The 19,045-nt window shown below is 74.2% G+C and carries 1 protein-coding gene and 1 pseudogene; both read left to right on the top strand.

From position 1 onward, the window contains the following. Positions 1-12,702, top strand: a pseudogene (locus tag J5X86_RS24640) (type I polyketide synthase); the annotation flags it as partial. Further along, complete coding sequence (locus tag J5X86_RS24635; RefSeq protein WP_243981311.1) at positions 12,699-18,998, top strand: type I polyketide synthase; 6,300 nt, start codon at positions 12,699-12,701, stop codon at positions 18,996-18,998. The pseudogene J5X86_RS24640 and the gene J5X86_RS24635, both read left to right, overlap by 4 nt. Positions 18,999-19,045 lie beyond the last annotated feature (47 nt).

Genomic DNA, 19,045 nt, shown 5'->3' with positions numbered 1-19,045 from the left:
GACGCCGGGTACTGGTACACCAATTTGCGGGAGACGGTGGAGCTGGAGTCGGCGGTGCGGGCTCTGTCGGCGGCCGGGTTCGGGACGTTTCTTGAAATGAGCCCCCATCCGGTGTTGACGATGCCGTTGCAGGCGACGGTCGAGGACGCGGTGGTCGTGGGGTCGCTGCGGCGTGATGAGGGCGGTCCCGAGCGGTTCCTGGCCTCGCTGGGCGAGGCGTTCGTCCGCGGGGTGGCCGTCGACTGGGCCGCGGTGTTCGCCGGGCTGGGCGCGTCCGTGGTGCAGTTGCCGACGTACGCCTTCCAACGGCAGCGCTACTGGTTGGAGCAGCCCCCGGCACCGGTGGCCGCCGCCGGAGGCGACCCGGTGGACGCCGAGTTCTGGGACGCCGTCGAGCGCGAGGATCTGGCGGCGCTGACCGCCGCGCTGGAGGTGGACGCCGAGGAGGAGCGGTCGTCGCTGCGGACCGTGCTCCCGGCGCTGTCCTCATGGCGTCGCGGCAGCAGGGAGCGGTCCGTGCTCGACTCCTGGCGCTACCACGTCACTTGGAACCGGATGTCGGACCCGGCCTCGGCGGCCCTGACCGGCACCTGGCTGCTCGTGGTCCCGGCCGGACACCCCGGCACCGAGCTCATCGACGCCGTACGCGACGGTCTGGAGACCAACGGAGCCACGGTCGTCACCGTCGAGGCGGCCGAGGCCGACCGTGCCGCGGTCGCCGCACGGCTCGCCGAGGCCACCGCCGGAGACACCCCGGCCGGGGTGCTCTCCCTGCTCGGGCTCGCCGACGCACCGCACCCCGGCCACGCGGGGGTGCCCATGGGCCTCGCGCTCACCCTCGCCCTCGTCCAGGCCCTCGGCGACACCGGGATTGCGGCCCCGCTGTGGCTGGCCACCCGTGGGGGCGTGTCCGTCGGGGGCACCGATGTCCTCGACAGCCCCGCCCAGGCGGCCGTATGGGGACTGGGCCGGGTCGCCGCCCTCGAACACCCCCAGCGCTGGGGCGGCATGATCGACCTGCCGGGCACCGTCGACGGCCGGGTCACCACACGGCTGTGCGGCGCGCTCGCGGGCCGTCTCGGCGACGAGGACCAGTTGGCCCTGCGGCCCTCCGGTGTGTTCACCCGGCGGCTGATACGGGCCGCCGGACACCGGGGGAGCGGCGCCTCCTGGACCCCCGAGGGCACCGTGCTGCTCACCGGCGGCACCGGTGGCGTCGGAGCCCAGATCGCCCGCCGGCTGGCCCAGGCCGGTGCCGAACACCTGGTGCTCACCAGCCGCCGCGGCCCCGAGGCGCCCGGCGCGGACAAGCTCAAGGCCGAACTGACCGAGCTGGGCGCCAAGGTCACCGTGGCCGCGTGCGACGTGGCCGACCGTGCCGCGCTGGAGGCGCTCGTACGGGAGGTGGAGGCCGAGGGCCTGCCGATCCGCTCCGTGCTGCACATCGCCGGTGCCGGTGTGCTCGTCCCGCTCGCCGACACCGATCTGGCGGAGTTCGCCGACACGGCGGAGGCCAAGGTCGCGGGCGCCGCCAACCTGGACGCCCTCTTCGACCGGGACACGCTCGACTCCTTCGTGCTCTTCTCCTCCATCTCGGCCGTCTGGGGCAGTGGCGAACACGGTGCCTACGCCGCCGCCAACGCCTATCTGGACGGGCTCGCCGAGAACCGCCGGGCCCGCGGCCTCACCGCCACCTCGGTGGTGTGGGGCATCTGGAGCCCCGAGGAGGGCGGCATGGCCGCCAATCTCGCCGAGGAGCAACTGCGCGGCCGGGGCATCCCGTTCATGACCCCCCGGCTCGCCATCGACGCGTTCTGGCAGGTGATGGACGGGGACGAGACCGTGGTGGTGGTCGCCGACGTGGACTGGGAGCGGTTCGTCCCCGTCTTCACCTCGGCCCGGCCCAGCCCGCTCATCGGCCAGGTGCCCGACGTGGCGCGGATCCTCGCCGCCGACGCCGACACGGGGGCGGAGACGACAGGTGAGTCCTCCTCGCTGCGCGACCGGCTGGCCGACCTGGCCCCGGCGGACCGGCAGGCGGCCGTGCTGTCGCTGGTGCGCTCCCAGATCGCCAGCGTGCTCGGCTACCCCGGCCCGGAGGCCGTCGACGCCCAGCGCGCCTTCCGCGAGCTGGGCTTCGACTCCCTGAGCGCCGTCGACCTGCGCAACCGCCTGGGCACCGCGACCGGGCTCCGCTTCCCCGTCACCGTCGTCTTCGACTACCCGAGCGCGGAGGAGCTCGCCGGACACATCGGCGCCGAACTCTTCCCCGACGACACCGCGGGCACCGGCCTCGACCCCGAGGAGGCCGAGGTCCGCGCGGCGCTGACCTCCATCCCCCTGCTCCGGCTCCGCGAATCCGGGCTGCTGGACGAGCTGCTGCGGCTGGCCGGTTCCCACGACCCCGCCACCGGACCGGTGGACGAGGAGCCCGCCGAGTCCATCGACGACCTGGACGTGGATGACCTCGTCCGCATGGCCTACGACAAGAACGACCTCTGACGAGACTCGACTGCGGAGCTGACAATGGCAAACCCAACCGACAAGATCGTTGGCGCGCTGCGGGAGTCTCTGAAGGAGACCGAACGGCTGCGCCGGGCCAATCAGCAACTCACCGCCGCGTCCCGCGAACCCATCGCCATCGTGGCGATGAGCTGCCGCTACCCGGGCGATGTGCGCGGCCCCGAGGACCTGTGGGAGCTGGTCACCGGCGAGCGCGACGCCATCTCCGGCTTCCCCGGCAACCGCGGCTGGGACCTGGAGAACCTGTACGACCCGGACCCCGACCGGCAGGGCACCGTCTACGCCACCGAGGGCGGATTCCTGCACGACGCCGACCAGTTCGACCCGGCGTTCTTCGGCATCTCGCCCCGCGAGGCCACCGTGCTGGACCCGCAGCAGCGGCTGCTGCTGGAGACCTCCTGGGAGGCGTTCGAGCGCGCCGGAATCGATCCGGCGGGCCTGCGTGGCAGCAAGACCGGCATCTTCGTGGGCGCCGCCTACCAGGGCTACATCCCCGACTGGCCCCATATGCCCGAAGGGCTGGAGGGCCACCTGGTCACGGGCATCTCCGCGAGCATCATGTCCGGCCGCATCGCCTACACCCTGGGCCTGGAGGGCCCTGCCGTCACCCTCGACACCGCCTGCTCCTCCTCGCTGGTCGCCCTCCACCTGGCCTGCCAGTCGCTGCGCCAGGGCGACTGCTCCCTCGCCCTCGCGGGCGGCGCCGCCGTGATGGGCGCCCCGATGGGGCTCATCGGCTTCGCCCGGCAGCGCGGACTGGCGCAGGACGGCCGCTGCAAGGCGTTCGCCGAGGGCGCCGACGGCATGGGCCTCGGCGAGGGCGTCGGCATGCTGCTGCTGGAACGGCTTTCGGACGCCCGCCGCAACGGCCACCCGGTGCTGGCTCTGGTGCGTGGCTCCGCCGTCAACCAGGACGGCGCCAGTAACGGCCTCACCGCCCCCAACGGCCGCTCCCAGCAGCGGGTGATCCGCCAGGCGCTTGCCAACGCCGCCCTGACGGCGGAGCAGATCGACGCGGTCGAGGCCCATGGCACCGGCACCCCGCTGGGCGACCCGATCGAGGCGGGCGCGCTGCTCGCCACGTACGGGAAGGACCGCGCGGCGGACCGCCCCGTACTCATCGGCTCGCTGAAGTCCAACATCGGCCATCCGCAGGCCGCCGGGGGTGTCGGCGGTGTCATCAAGATGGTGCAGGCCATGCGCCACGGCCTGCTGCCCAAGACGCTCCACGCCGAGGAGCGTTCCTCGCGGATCGACTGGCCGTCGGGGGCGGTGGAGCTGCTGACCGAGGCCAGGGAGTGGCCGCGTGGCGAGGAGCCCCGCCGGGCCGGTATCTCGGCCTTCGGGGCCAGCGGCACCAATGTGCACACCATCATCGAGGAGGCTCCCAAAGAGGAGGCTGCGGAGCCTTCGGGCACTTCGGCCGAGGGGAACGCCCCCGTGGGCGGGGGACTGGTCCCGTGGGTGCTGTCGGCGAAGAGCGCGGCGGGCCTGCGGGCGCAGGCCGAGCGGCTGCTGACGCATGTGACCGTGCGCCCCGGCCTTTCCCCGGCCGACATCGGCCACTCGCTCGCCACCACCCGCGGCCGCTTCGACCACCGTGCGCTGGTCCTGGGTGTCGACCGTGACGAGCTGATCGACGCACTGGGCGCTGTGGCGTCGGGCGGCGAGTCCCCGCACGTGGTGCGCGGCGAGGGAGTCACGGCGACCGATGCCCGTCCGGTGTTCGTGTTCCCGGGGCAGGGGTCGCAGTGGGCTGGAATGGCGGTGGGGCTGCTGGATTCTTCGCCGGTGTTCGCGGGCCGGTTGGCGGAGTGTGAGGCGGCGCTGTCGGGGTTTGTGGAGTGGTCGTTGAGTGAGGTGTTGCGGGGTGGGGGTCCGGGGTTGGGGCGGGTGGATGTGGTGCAGCCGGCGTTGTGGGCGGTGATGGTGTCGTTGGCGGAGGTGTGGCGTGCGTGTGGGGTGGTGCCTGCTGCGGTGGTGGGGCATTCGCAGGGGGAGATCGCGGCGGCGGTGGTGGCGGGTGCGTTGTCGTTGGAGGACGGGGCGCGGGTGGTGGCGTTGCGCTCGCAGGCCATCGGGCGTGGGCTGGCGGGTCGTGGCGGCATGATGTCCGTCGCCGAGAGCGCCGATCGGGTGCGCGAGCGGATCACGGCCTGGAAGGGCCGTATCTCGGTGGCGGCGGTCAATGGCCCCGGTTCGATCGTGGTGTCCGGTGACCCGGAGGCGCTGCGCCAACTCCAGGCGGAGTACGAGGCCGAGGACGTACGAGCGAAGATCATTCCGGTGGACTACGCGTCCCACTCGGCCCATGTCGAGGAGTTGCGCGACGAACTCCTCGACGCCCTGGCCCCGATCGCCCCGCGCCGCGCCGAGGTGCCGTTCTGCTCGACGGTCACCGGCGACACCATCGAGACCACCGGGCTCGACGCCGGGTACTGGTACACCAATTTGCGGGAGACGGTGGAGCTGGAGTCGGCGGTGCGGGCTCTGTCGGCGGCCGGGTTCGGGACGTTTCTTGAAATGAGCCCCCATCCGGTGTTGACGATGCCGTTGCAGGCGACGGTCGAGGACGCGGTGGTCGTGGGGTCGCTGCGGCGTGATGAGGGCGGTCCCGAGCGGTTCCTGGCCTCGCTGGGCGAGGCGTTCGTCCGCGGGGTGGCCGTCGACTGGGCCGCGGTGTTCGCCGGGCTGGGCGCGTCCGTGGTGCAGTTGCCGACGTACGCCTTCCAACGGCAGCGCTACTGGTTGGAGCAGCCCCCGGCACCGGTGGCCGCCGCCGGAGGCGACCCGGTGGACGCCGAGTTCTGGGACGCCGTCGAGCGCGAGGATCTGGCCGCGCTGACCGCCGCGCTGGAGGTGGACGCCGAGGAGTCGTCCCTGGCCATGGTGGTTCCGGCACTGGCCTCATGGCGCCGGGCGCGTCGCGAGCGGTCGGTACTCGACTCCTGGCGCTACCACATCACCTGGACGCCCCTGGGCGACGCGCTCACCGCCCCGCACGACCGGTCGTCGATTGGCGCCACCTGGCTGATCGCCGCGCCCGCCGGAGCGCCGGAAGGCCCGCGGGTCGCGGAGGTGCTGCGGGAACGCGGCGCCCAGGTCCGGCTGGTGGAGCTGACCGAAGCGGACGCCGTACGCGAGGCGCTCGCCCGCAGGCTCGGCGAGGCGACGGCGGACGCGCCACCGACCGCGGTGCTCTCGCTCCTCGCGCTCGCCGAGGAGCCGTACGGGGCGGGCACGGCACAGCCGCTCGGCCTCGCCCTCAACCTCGCCCTGCTGCAGGCGCTCGGCGACACCGGCGCCGACGTCCCCATCTGGTACGCCACGCGCGGGGCGGTGTCCGTGGGCCGCGCGGACGTACTGGACCACCCGCTGCAGGCCCTCACCTGGGGCCTGGGCCGGATCGCCGCCGCGGAGTACCCGCGGCGCCGGGGCGGTCTGGTCGACCTGCCCGGCACCCTCGACGACCGCGCCATCGCCCGGCTGTGCGGAGTGCTCGCGGGCCGGCCGACCGGTGAGGATCAGGTGGCGGTGCGCGCCTCCGGTGTCCACGGGCGCAGGCTGGTCAGGGCCTCGGCGGCGCTGACCGACGCCACCGCGCCGTGGCGCCCGCGCGGCACCGTGCTGGTGACCGGCGGCACCGGCGGCCTGGGCGCCCATGTTGCGCGCTGGCTGGCCCGGGGCGGAGCCGAACACCTGGTGCTCGCCGGCCGCCGGGGCCCCGGCGCCCCCGGGGGGGCCGAACTCGCCGCTGAGCTACGGGAGTCGGGGGTCCGGGTGACCGTGGCCGCGTGCGACGCCGCCGACCGCGACGCGCTGGCCGCCCTCCTCGCCACGCTGGACGAGGACCAGGCCCCGCTCGACGCGGTCGTCCACACCGCGGGCGTCCTGGACGACGGGGTGCTCGACACCCTCACCCCCGAGCGCGCCGAGGGGGTGCTGCGCCCGAAGGTGGACGCGGCGCTCCATCTGCACGAGCTCACCCGCGACCGCGAGCTGTCCGCCTTCGTGCTCTTCTCCTCCTTCGCGGGCACGCTCGGCGGCCCCGGCCAGGGCAGTTACGCGGCCGCCAACGCCTTCCTCGACGCGCTCGCCCACGCCCGCCGCGCCCAGGGCCTCCCCGCCACCTCCGTGGCCTGGGGCGCGTGGTCCGGTGGCGGGCTGGTCGACGAGGCGGTCGAGGCGCGGCTGCGGGCCACCGGTATGCCCGCGATGGCGCCCGACCCGGCGATCGGCGCCCTGCAGCGTGCCCTGGACGTGGGCGACACCCATGTGGCCGTGGCCGATATCGAGTGGGACCGGCTCATCGCCGCCACCCCCTCGCTGGACGGGGCCGCCGTGCTCGGCGAACTCCCCGACGCCCGGCGGACGGACGCGGCGGACGCCACCACGGCCGACGCGGACACCCCGCTCGCCCAGCGGCTGGCCGGACTGTCGCCGCAGGAGGCCGAGGACGCGCTGGCCGACCTCGTCAGCACCGAAGTGGCCGCCGCGCTCGGCTATCCCGACACCACGGCGGTCGAGTCCGGGCGCGCCTTCCGCGAACTGGGCTTCGACTCGCTCACCGCCGTCGACCTGCGCAACCGGCTGAACGCGGCCACCGGACTGCGGCTGCCGGTCACCCTCGTCTTCGACTACCCGACCGTCACCGCGCTGACCCGCTTCCTGCTGGCCGAGAGCGGCGCCGGAGACACCGAGGCCACCGCCCCGGCGGGCCCGGTGCCCGCCACCGTCGCGGCCGACGACGACCCGATCGCCATCGTGGCCATGAGCTGCCGCCTGCCCGGCGGGGTGACCACCCCCGAGGAGCTGTGGCAGCTGCTGATGGACGGCCGCGACGCCGTCTCGGACTTCCCCACCGACCGCGGCTGGGACATCGAGGGCCACTACGACCCCGACCCCGACAAGCCGGGCACCTTCTACGCCACCGGCGGCGGCTTCCTCCACGAGGCCGACCACTTCGACCCCGAGTTCTTCGGGATCTCCCCGCGCGAGGCGCTCGCCATCGACCCGCAGCAGCGGCTGCTGCTGGAGACCAGCTGGGAGGCGTTCGAACGGGCCGGGATCGACCCGGCCTCGGTGAAGGGCACCCAGGCCGGAGTCTTCATCGGCGCCAGCTACAACGACTACGGATCGCGCTTCGGCCGCGCGCCCGAGGAGTTCGAGGGCTATCTGGCCACCGGCAGCGCGAGCAGCGTGGCGTCCGGGCGCATCTCGTACACCTTCGGCCTCGAAGGCCCCGCGGTCACCGTCGACACCGCCTGCTCGTCCTCGCTGGTCGCCCTCCACCAGGCGGTCTGGGCGCTGCGCCAGGGGGAGTGCTCGCTGGCGCTCGCGGGCGGCGTCGTCGTGATGTCCACGCTGGACACCTTCATCGAGTTCAGCCGGCAGCGGGCCATGGCCCCCGACGGCCGGTGCAAGGCGTTCTCGGCGGACGCCGACGGCGCCGGGTGGGCCGAGGGCGTCGGCATGCTGCTGCTGGAGCGGCTCTCGGACGCGCGGGCCAACGGCCATGAGGTGCTGGCCCTGGTGCGCGGCTCCGCCGTCAACCAGGACGGCGCCAGCAATGGCCTTACCGCCCCCAACGGCCCCTCCCAGCAGCGGGTGATCCGCCAGGCGCTGGCCGGCGCCGGCCTGTCGGCCGCCGATGTGGACGCGGTCGAGGCCCATGGCACCGGCACCCGGCTCGGCGATCCGATCGAGGCACAGGCCCTGATGGCCACCTACGGCCAGGGGCGGGACGCGGACCGGCCGCTGTGGCTGGGTGCGCTCAAGTCCAACATCGGCCACACGCAGGCCGCTTCGGGTGTCGCCGGGATCATCAAGATGGTGCTGGCGCTGCGCCGCGGTGTGCTGCCGAAGACCCTCCACGCCGATGAGCTCTCGCCCGACGTGGACTGGTCGGCCGGTGCGGTGGAGCTGCTGACCGCGGCCCGGGAGTGGCCCGGGACGGGACGGCCGCGGCGAGCGGGCGTGTCCGCCTTCGGCGTCAGCGGCACGAATGTGCATGTGGTGCTGGAACAGGGCCCCGAGCCCACCGCGCCGGTGGCCGAGCGGTCGATCGACTCCGATGTGGTGCCCTGGGCGCTCTCCGGGCGGAGTGAGACGGCGCTGCGGGCGCAGGCCGGGCGGCTGCGGGCCCATCTGGAGGAGCGGCCGGAGCTGCGCCCGGTGGACGTCGGCTATGCGCTGGCGACGAGCCGCTCGGCCTTCGGCCACCGTGCCGTGGTCGTCGGCGCCGAGCGGGAGGAGCTGCTGCGGGGCCTGGCGGAGCTGGCCTCGGGGACGGCCCAGGAGACGGTGGCCGACACCGGGAAGACGGCCTTCCTGTTCACCGGGCAGGGCGCTCAACGACCCGGTATGGGACGGGAGTTGTACGACGCCTTCCCGGTGTTCGCGGCGGCGTTCGACGCCGTGTGCGCGGAGCTGGACCCTCATCTGGACGGCTCGGTACGGGAGGTGGTGTTCGGGGAGGACCCGGAGCCACTGAACCGGACCGTGTTCACCCAGACCGGGCTGTTCGCCCTCGAAGTGGCGCTGTACCGGCTGGTCGAGTCCTGGGGCCTGCGCCCGGACTTCCTGGTCGGCCACTCGGTGGGCGAGTTGGCGGCGGCCCATGTGGCGGGCGTGTTCTCGCTGCGGGACGCCTGTGCGCTGGTGGCGGCCCGGGGCCGGCTGATGCAGGCGCTGCCCGAGGGCGGTGCGATGGTGTCGCTCCAGGCGGCCGAGGCCGAGGTGCTGCCGCATCTCGAAGGCCATGAGGACCGGGTGAGCGTGGCGGCGGTCAACGGGCCGCGGGCGACCGTCATCTCCGGTGACGAGGAGACCGTCCTGCGGATCGCGGAGGCGGTCGGGGGCAAGAGCAAGCGGCTCACCGTGTCCCACGCCTTCCACTCGCCGCTGATGGACGCCATGCTCGCCGAGTTCGGCACGGTGGCCGCCGGGATCGGCTACTCCGCGCCGCGGATCGCGGTGGTCTCCAACGTCACGGGTGAGGCGGCGGGCGAGGAGCTGTGCTCGCCGGAGTACTGGGTGCGCCACGTCCGCCGGGCGGTGCGCTTCGGGGACGGCATCCGCTTCCTCGCCGGGCGGAAGGTGACCCGCTTCATCGAGATCGGCCCCGCCGGTGTGCTCTCCGCCATGGGCCAGGAGTGCCTGGCCGAGACCGACACCGATGACGTCGCGTTCGTCCCGCTGCTGCGCAAGGACCGGGGTGAGGCCGAGTCGCTGCTGGCCGGGGTCGGCCGGGTGCATGCCCACGGCGGCGAGGTGGACTGGGAGAAGGTGTTCGCGGGCCGTGGCGCCCGCCGGGTGGAGCTGCCCACGTACGCCTTCCAGCGGCAGCGCTACTGGCTGGACGCGCCCGCCACCGTGGGCGATGTGGCCTCGGCCGGTCTCGGCTCCGCCGGGCATCCGCTGCTGGGCGCCGCCGTCGAACTCGCCGGCACCGACGGCCTGGTGCTCACCGGGCGGCTGTCCACGCGTGGTCAGCCCTGGCTGGCCGACCACGCGGTCCTGGACGCGGTCCTCTTCCCCGGCACCGCGTTCCTGGAGCTCGCGATCCAGGCCGGTGACCAGGTGGGCTGCGACCGGGTCGAGGAGCTGACCCTCCAGGCGCCGCTCATCCTCCCCGAGCGCGGAGCCGTCACCCTGCAACTGGTGGTGGACGCGCCCGACGAGGACGGCCACCGCACACTGAACGTCTACTCCCGCCCCGAGGACGCGCAGCGGGAGCTGCCGTGGACCCGGCACGCCACCGGTGTGCTGGCGGTCGGCGCCGCCGAGGGCTCCTACGACCTGGGCGGGGCGTGGCCGCCGCCGGGCGCCGAACCGATCCAGGTCGAGGACCTGTACGAGCGGTTCGCGGCGGGCGGCTTCGGCTACGGCCCCTCGTTCCAGGGGCTGCGCGCGGCCTGGCTGCGCGGCGACGAGGTGTTCGCCGAGGTACGGCTGGCCCAGGAGCAGCAGTCAGCCGCCACCGGCTACGGACTGCACCCGGCCCTGCTGGACGCCGCGCTGCACACCATCGCGCTCGGCCCGACGTTCCAGGATGGCGAGGGCCGGCTGCCGTTCTCCTGGACCGGGGTGTCGCTGCACGCCGCCGGGGCCGGTGAGGTACGGGTGCGGCTCACACCGGGCGGCGCCGACACGGTGGCCCTGACCGTGGCGGACACCATCGGCCGTCCGGTGGCCACCGTCGAATCCCTCGTGCTGCGCAAGCGGCCCGAACGGCTCGGCGACGCCGCCACCGGCGGTGACACGCTCTACCGGCTCGACTGGGTGGCCGCCGACACCTCCGCCGCCGCGCCCGAGCAGCACCCCGCCGGGAGCTGGGGCCTGCTCGGCGACGACGACTTCAAGCTGGTCGGACTCGACGCGCACACCTACCGCGACCTGGACGCGCTGCCCGCCGACCCGGCCGCCATGCCCGCCACCGTGCTGGTGCCCTGCGCACCGGAGCCCCAGGGGGTGGCCGAGGCCGTACGGACGGCGACCCACCGGGCGCTGGCGCTGGTCCGGGCCTGGCTGACCGAGGAGCGGTTCGCCGACTCCCGCCTGGTGTTCGTCACCCGGGGCGCGGTGGCCACCACGCCCGGCGCTGAGGTGCCCGCTCTGGCCCATGCCGCCGTCTGGGGCCTGGTGCGCTCCGCGCAGTCGGAGAACCCCGACCGGTTCGTCCTCGTCGACCTCGACGAGCACGAGGAGTCGGTGGGCGCACTGCCGACCGCGCTCGCCCTCGACGAGCCGCAACTGGCGGTGCGCCGGGGCGACATCACGGTGGCCAGGCTCGCCGCCACCCCCGCCCCCGACACCGCCCCGCCCGCCTGGGACCCCGAGGGCACGGTGCTGGTCACCGGAGCCACCGGCACCATCGGCGGGGTCATCGCCCGCCATCTGGTGGCCGAGGGCGGTATGCGGCATCTGCTGCTCGCCGGCCGCCGCGGACCGGAGGCCGAAGGCGCCGCCGAACTCCGGGCGGAACTCATGGAGTTGGGCGCCGAGGTCACCCTCGCCGCCTGCGATGTGGCCGACCGGGAGGCGCTGGCGGCGCTGCTGGCCACCGTCCCCGCCGCACATCCGCTGACGGCCGTCGTGCACACGGCGGGCGTCCTGGACGACGGGGTGGTGTCCTCGCTCACCCCTGAGCGGATGGACCGGGTGCTGCGGCCCAAGGTCGACGCCGCGCTCACCCTGCACGAACTGACCCGCGACCTGGACCTGTCCGCGCTCGTCCTCTTCTCCTCCATCGCCGGCACCTTCGGCGGGATGGGCCAGGGCAACTACTCGGCGGCCAACGCCTTCCTCGATGCCTTCGCCCAGCACTGCCGCGCCCAGGGCCGCCCCGTCCAGTCGCATGCGTGGGGGCTGTGGGCCCAGCGCAGCGACATGACCGGAAAGCTGGAGGGCGCCGATCTGAACCGGCTGGCGCGCGGTGGCATCGTCCCGTTCTCCTCGGAGGACGGCGCCAGGCTCTTCGACGCCGCACGGGCCGTGGACGCCGCCGTCGTGCTGCCCATGCGGCTCGACACCGCGGGGCTCACGGCGCGCTCCGGTGACGTACCGGCGCTGCTGCGCGGGCTGGTGAGGGCCGCGCCCGCCAAACCCGCCCGGCGGGCCGTCGCGGGTGCGGGAGCCGGGGCCGCACCTGGCCGGCCCGAGGGGCTCAAGCAGCATCTCTCCAGCCTGCCGGAGGCCGAGCGCGGCCGGTTCCTGCTGGACCTGGTCCGCACGACCGTCGCCGGGGTGCTGGGCTTCGACTCGGTGGCCGCCGTCGAGGCGGAACGCGGTCTGCTGGACCTCGGCTTCGACTCGCTCACCGCGGTCGAACTCCGCAACCAGCTCGGCAAGGCCACCGGCCGGCGGCTGCCGGTCACCCTGCTCTTCGACTACCCCACCTCCACGGCGATCGCCGCGTACCTGGAAGCGGAGATCGCCCCGGAGACCTTCACCGCCGCGTCGATGGCCTTTCCGGAACTCGACGCCCTGGAAAGCAATCTGGCCCGGGTCGCCACCGACGACGAGGCGCGCACCACGCTCGCCTCGCGTCTGCAGGACCTGCTGGTACGGCTCGGCCAGGGCCCGGAGGACGCGGAGGACGCGGTCGCCGGCCGCATCGACGCCGCCTCGGACGACGAGATCTTCGACTTCATCGAGAACGAACTCGGCCTGTCCTGACAGTACCCGGAGTTGGAAATCAAAGAGATGGGCGGTACACGGTGAGCGAGGCAAAGCTCCGCGACTACCTCAAGCGAGTGACCACGGATCTGCACCGCACTCGCCAGCGCCTTCAGGAGGCCGAGGCCAAGGACCACGAGCCCATCGCCATCGTCGGGATGGCCTGCCGCTACCCCGGCGGTGTGGCGTCCCCTGAGGACCTGTGGGAGCTGGTGGCGAACGGCCGTGACGCGGTCACCGAGTTCCCCGCCGACCGGGGCTGGGACCTGGAGGCCCTCTACGACCCGGACCCGGACAAGCCGGGGACGAGCTATGCGCGGGAAGGCGGCTTCGTCACCGACGCCGACCACTTCGACCCCGCGTTCTTCGGCATCTCCCCGCGCGAGGCCCTGGCCATGGACCCGCAGCAGCGGCTGCTGCTGGAGACCGGGTGGGAGGCCCTGGAGCGGGCCGGGATCGACCCGGCCACGCTGCGCGGCAGCCGCACCGGGGTCTTCGCGGGGGTGATGTACCAGGACTACGCGACCCGGCTGCGCCAGGTGCCCGACGATGTCGAGGGATACGTCGGCAGCGGTGGCTCCGGCAGTATCGCCTCCGGCCGTATCGCCTACACCTTCGGTCTCGAAGGCCCCGCGGTCACCGTGGACACCGCCTGCTCGTCCTCGCTGGTGGCCCTGCATCTCGCCGCGCAGGCGCTGCGCCGCGGGGAGTGCGAACTCGCCCTCGTCGGCGGCTCGATGGTGATGTCCACACCGGTGGCCTTCGTGGACTTCAGCCGGCAGCGCGGGCTCGCCTCCGACGGCCGCTGCAAGGCGTTCGCCGCGTCCGCCGACGGCACCGGCTGGGGCGAGGGCGTGGGCATGCTGCTCGTGGAGCGGCTGTCCGACGCGCGGGAGAACGGCCACCGGGTGCTCGCGTTCGTCCGCGGCTCCGCCACCAACCAGGACGGCGCCAGCAGCGGGCTCACCGCTCCCAACGGCCCCTCCCAGCAGCGCGTCATCCGGCAGGCGCTGGCGGACGCGGGGCTCACCGCCGCCGATGTGGACGCGGTCGAGGCCCACGGCACCGGCACCTCGCTCGGCGACCCCATCGAGGCCGGGGCGCTGCTCGCCACCTACGGCCAGGACCGGCCCGAGGACCGGCCGCTGTGGCTCGGCTCCTTGAAGTCCAACATCGGCCACACCCAGGCCGCCGCGGGCGTCGGCGGGATCATCAAGACCGTACTGGCGCTGCGCCACGGCGTGCTGCCCAAGACACTGCACGCCGAGGAGCCGACACCCAACGTCGACTGGGAGTCGGGCGCGGTACGGCTGCTGGCCGAGGCCAGGCCGTGGCCCGAGCCGGACACCGAGCGGCCGCGCCGCGCCGCCGTGTCCGCCTTCGGATTCAGCGGCACCAACGCCCATGTGATCCTGGAACAGGCCCCCGCCGAGGAGCCCGGGAACGAGGACGAGACCGAGGCCGAGGCCCCCGCGGACACCGGGCCCGCCGCCTGTGACCTGGTGCCGTGGCCGCTGTCGGGTCGGACCGAGGAGGCCCTGCGGGCTCAGGCCGCGCGACTGCGGTCGTATGTGGCGGGCGCGCCCGAGCCGTCCCCCGTGAACATCGGCTACTCGCTGGCGCTCACCCGCTCCGCCTTCACCCACCGCGCGGTGGTCGTGGGATCGAACCGTGCCGAACTGCTCGGTGAACTGGACCAGTTGGCCTCCGGCGTCACGCACGGCGCGGTGGCCGGTGCGGGCAAGACGGCGTTCCTGTTCACCGGGCAGGGCGCACAGCGGCTCGGCATGGGACGCACCCTGCACACCGCCTTCCCGGTCTTCGCCACCGCGTTCGACACCGTCTGCGCCGAACTCGACCGCCACCTGGACGGCCATGTCGAGCACGCGGTGCGCGACGTGGTCTTCGGCGAGGACGCCGAGTTGCTCGACCGGACCCTCTACACCCAGACCGGCCTCTTCGCCGTCGAGGTGGCGCTGTACCGGCTGCTGGAGTCCTGGGGCGTGACCGCGGACTTCCTGGTCGGCCACTCGGTGGGCGAGCTGGCGGCGGCGCATGTGGCGGGCGTGTTCTCGCTGCCGGACGCCTGTGCGCTGGTCGCGGCCCGGGGCCGGCTGATGGACGCGCTGCCCGCCGGAGGCGCGATGGTCTCGCTGCAGACCGGCGAGGCCGAGGTGCTGCCCCATTTGGCGGGCCACGAGGACCAGGTGGCCCTGGGCGCGGTCAACGGCCCGGCCGCCACGGTGATCTCCGGTGACGAGAGGACCGTCCTGCGGATCGCGGAAGCGGTGGGCGTCCAGAGCAAGCGGCTGCGGGTCGGCGTCGCCGCCCACTCGCCGCTGTTGGACCCCATGCTCGAGGAGTTCGCCAAGGTCGTCGGCGAGCTGTCCTACGCCACCCCCCGGATCGCGGTGGTGTCCAATGTGACCGGCCAGGCGGCGGCCGAGGAGCTGTGCACGCCCGACTACTGGGTGCGCCATGTGCGGCAGCCGGTGCGGTTCCAGGACGGCATGCGGTTCCTCGAGGACCAGGGCGTGACCCGCTATGTCGAGTTGGGCCCGGTCGGTGTGCTGTCCGTGATGGGACAGGAGTGCGTCTCCGGCACCGATGCCGCCGCGTTCGTCCCGCTGCTGCGCAAGGACCGGGGTGAGGCCGAGTCGCTGCTGGCCGGGGTCGGCCGGGTGCATGCCCACGGCGGCGAGGTGCACTGGGAGAAGGTGTTCGCGGGCCGTGGCGCCCGCCGGGTGGAGCTGCCCACGTACGCCTTCCAGCGGCAGCGCTACTGGCTGGACGGCCCCGACCGGGCCGGCGACGTGACCTCCGCGGGTCTTGGCTCCGCCGGGCATCCGCTGCTGGGCGCCGCCGTCGAACTCGCCGACACCGACGGCCTGGTGCTCACCGGCCGGCTGTCCCTGGCGGCCCAGCCCTGGCTGGCCGACCACGCCGTGTCCGGCACGGTCCTCTTCCCCGGCACCGCCTTCCTGGAGCTCGCGATCCAGGCCGGTGACCAGGTCGGCTGCGACCAGGTCGAGGAGCTGACCCTCCAGGCGCCGCTCATCCTCCCCGCCCGTGGCGCGCTCACCCTCCGGGTGACCGCCGGGGAACCCGACGAGAGCGGACGGCGCCCGCTGAACGTCCACTCCCGCCCCGAGGGCGCCGGGTTCGGCGAGCCGTGGACCCCGCACGCCACCGGCACGCTCGCCACCGCCGCCCCGGCCACCCCCGCGGAGCTGACCGCGTGGCCTCCGGCGGATGCCACCGAACTCGACGTCAGCGACATGTACGAGCGGTACGCGGCGGGCGGCTTCGGCTACGGCCCGGCCTTCCGGGGCCTGCGGGCCGCCTGGCTGCGCGGCGACGAGGTGTTCGCCGAGATACGGCTGGCCCAGGAGCAGCAGCCGGCCGCCGCCGCGTACGGGATCCACCCGGCCCTGCTCGACGCCTCCCTGCACGGCATCGCGCTCGGCACCCTCTTCGCCGGAGAGGACCCCGAGACGGCGCAGGGGCGGCTGCCGTTCTCCTGGACCGGGGTGTCGCTGCACGCCGCCGGGGCCGACGAGGTGCGGGTGAGGATCTCCCCGGCCGGGGAGGACACCGTGGCGCTCGCGGTGGCCGACCCCACCGGCCGCCCGGTGGCCACCGTCGAGGGCCTGCTGCTGCGGAAGATGACCGGCGATCAGCTCAGCGGCGCCCGCGCCGCGAGCAACGAGGCACTGTTCCAGCTCGACTGGCCCGCTCTCGCCGGTTCCGCCCCGGCCACCCCGCTGACCCGGGCCGCGCTGGTCGGCGACGACGGACTGGAGGTGACCGAGAGCCTCTTCGCGGCCGGGGTCCACCTGGAGTCGTATGTGGACCTGGAGTCGCTGGGCGCGGCCGTCGACGCCGGTACGGCCGCCCCCGCGGCGGTCCTGGTGTGCTGCCAGGCCGGGCCCGGCGCACCGGCCGACGCCGTACGGGCCTCCCTGGGCGCCGCCCTGGAGCTGGCCCAGAGCTGGTCGGCCGATGAGCGGTTCGCCGACTCCCGGCTGGTGTTCGTCACCCGTGGCGCCGTGGCCACCGCGCCCGGCGCGGACGTCACCGATCTGCCGGGCGCCGCCGTCTGGGGCCTGGTGCGCTCGGCGCAGTCGGAGAACCCCGACCGGTTCACCCTCGTCGACATCGACGAGCACGAGGAGTCCGTACGGGCCCTCCCGGCGCTCCTCCCCTCCGGCGAGCCACAGCTCGCGCTGCGCGCCGGCCAGGCGCACACCCCGCGGCTCGCCCGCGCCCAGGGCGAAACCGGCGCCACGCGTGCGCTGGACCCCGAGGGCACCGTTCTGATCACCGGCGCCACCGGTACGCTCGGCGGGCTGCTCGCCCGCCACCTGGTGACCCGGCACGGCGTCCGCCATCTGCTGCTGACCAGCCGCCGGGGACCGGCCGCCGAGGGCGCCGGGCGGCTGCGGGACGAACTGACCGCGCTCGGCGCCACCGTGACCGTGGCGGCGTGCGACACCGCCGACCGGGACGCCGTGGCCGCCCTGGTGGCCCAGGTGCCCGGCGACCACCCGCTGACCGGGGTGTTCCACACCGCCGGGGTACTGGACGACGGAGTGCTCTCCTCGCTCACCCCCGAGCGGATGGACACGGTGCTGCGGCCCAAGGCCGACGCCGTACTCCACCTCCACGAGGCCACCCGGGAGCTGGACCTGGCCGCTTTCGTGCTCTTCTCCTCGGCCGCCGGTGTGCTCGGCGGCGCCGGACAGGGCAACTACGCGGCCGCCAACGGCTTCCTCGACGCCTTCGCGCAGACCCGCAGGGCGCAGGGGCTGCCCGCCCACTCCCTCGCCTGGGGGCTGTGGGCGCAGACCAGCACGATGACCGGCACGGCGGACACGGCCGGGGCCGCCCGCTCGGGCGTGGCCGCGCTCACCTCCGAACAGGGCATGGAACTGCTCGACACCGCCCTCGCCCTGGACACTCCGCTGCTGATCCCGATGCGGCTCGACCTCGCGGCGCTGCGCGCGAACGCCGGATCCGGCTCGGTGCCGCTGCTGCTGCGCGGACTGGTGCGGGCACCGGCGCGCCGGGCGGGCGCGACCACGCGCGCCGGCTCACCGGGCGGCGACTCCGCGCTGCGGGAACGGCTCGCCGGGCTGTCCGAGGCCGAACAGGAAGCCGTACTGGTGGAGTTGGTGCGCACGCAGGTGGCCACCGTGCTCGGCCACCCGGACCCGTCCGCCATCGGCGCCACCCATGAGTTCGTGGACTCCGGCTTCGACTCGCTCACCGCGGTCGAACTGCGCAACCGGCTGAACGCGGCCACCGGGCTGAGGCTTCCCGCCACGCTCGTCTTCGACCACGAGACGCCCACCGATCTGGCCGCCCGGCTCCGCTCGGACCTGGCCGCGGCCCGGCAGTCGGGCCCGTCCGTGGAGACGCCCACGGGCACGACGGCCGCCGCCGCGGGTGAGTCCACCACGCTGAGCGCGCTCTACACCCAGGCGTTCGAGACCGGGAAATGGAAAGAGATCTTCGACCTGTTGCACGCCACGGCGGCGCTGCGGCCCCGGTTCAGCGCCACCTCCGAGCTGGCGAAGCTGCCGACGCCGGTCAGGCTCAGCAAGGGCCCGGCCGAGCAGCACATGTTCTGTTTCTCCTCGTGCCTGGCGGTCGCGGGCATCCACCAGTACGCGCGGTTCGCGGCCTCGCAGCGGGGCCGGCGCGATGTGTCGGCGCTCGCGCTGCCGGGCTTCGGCCGCGGCGAGCCCCTTCCGGAGACGGCGGACGCGGTGGTCGCCGCCCAGGCCGAGGCGGTGGCGAAGGCCGCGGACGGGGCGCCGATCGTGCTGCTCGGTTCCTCGGCGGGCGGCTGGTTCGCCCATGCGGCGGCGGGACATCTGGAGCGGATGGGCATCCAGCCGACCGCGGTGGTGCTGGTGGACACGTACGTGCCCAAGAGCAGCATCCTCAACCAGTTCGGGCTCTCGCTCATGGACGGGATGACCGAGCGCGAGGGCGTGTTCGTCACCATGGACGACGACCGGCTGTCGGCCATGGGCTGGTATCTCAACCTCTTCGGAAGCTGGGATCCCGAGCCGATCGCGACCCCCACCCTCCTCGTGCGCGCGCTGGAGCCGCTGTCCACCGGTTCGCTGAAGCTCGAAGAGCTGCCCGACTGGCGGTCCTTCTGGGAGCTGCCGCACGACATCGTCGATGTGCGCGGCAACCACTTCACCATGATGGAGGACCACTCCCTCCCCACCGCCCAGGCCATCGAGGACTGGCTGGAGTCCCTGCCGCGCGACGGCGCCTGACCACCCCCGCACCCGCCGCCGAGGCGCCCTCCCCGCACCGCGAAAGG

It is taken from the genome of Streptomyces sp. NEAU-YJ-81 (genome assembly GCF_017592595.1).
Lineage (GTDB): Bacteria > Actinomycetota > Actinomycetes > Streptomycetales > Streptomycetaceae > Streptomyces > Streptomyces hygroscopicus_B.
This window is presented reverse-complemented; position numbering and strand designations above follow the sequence as displayed.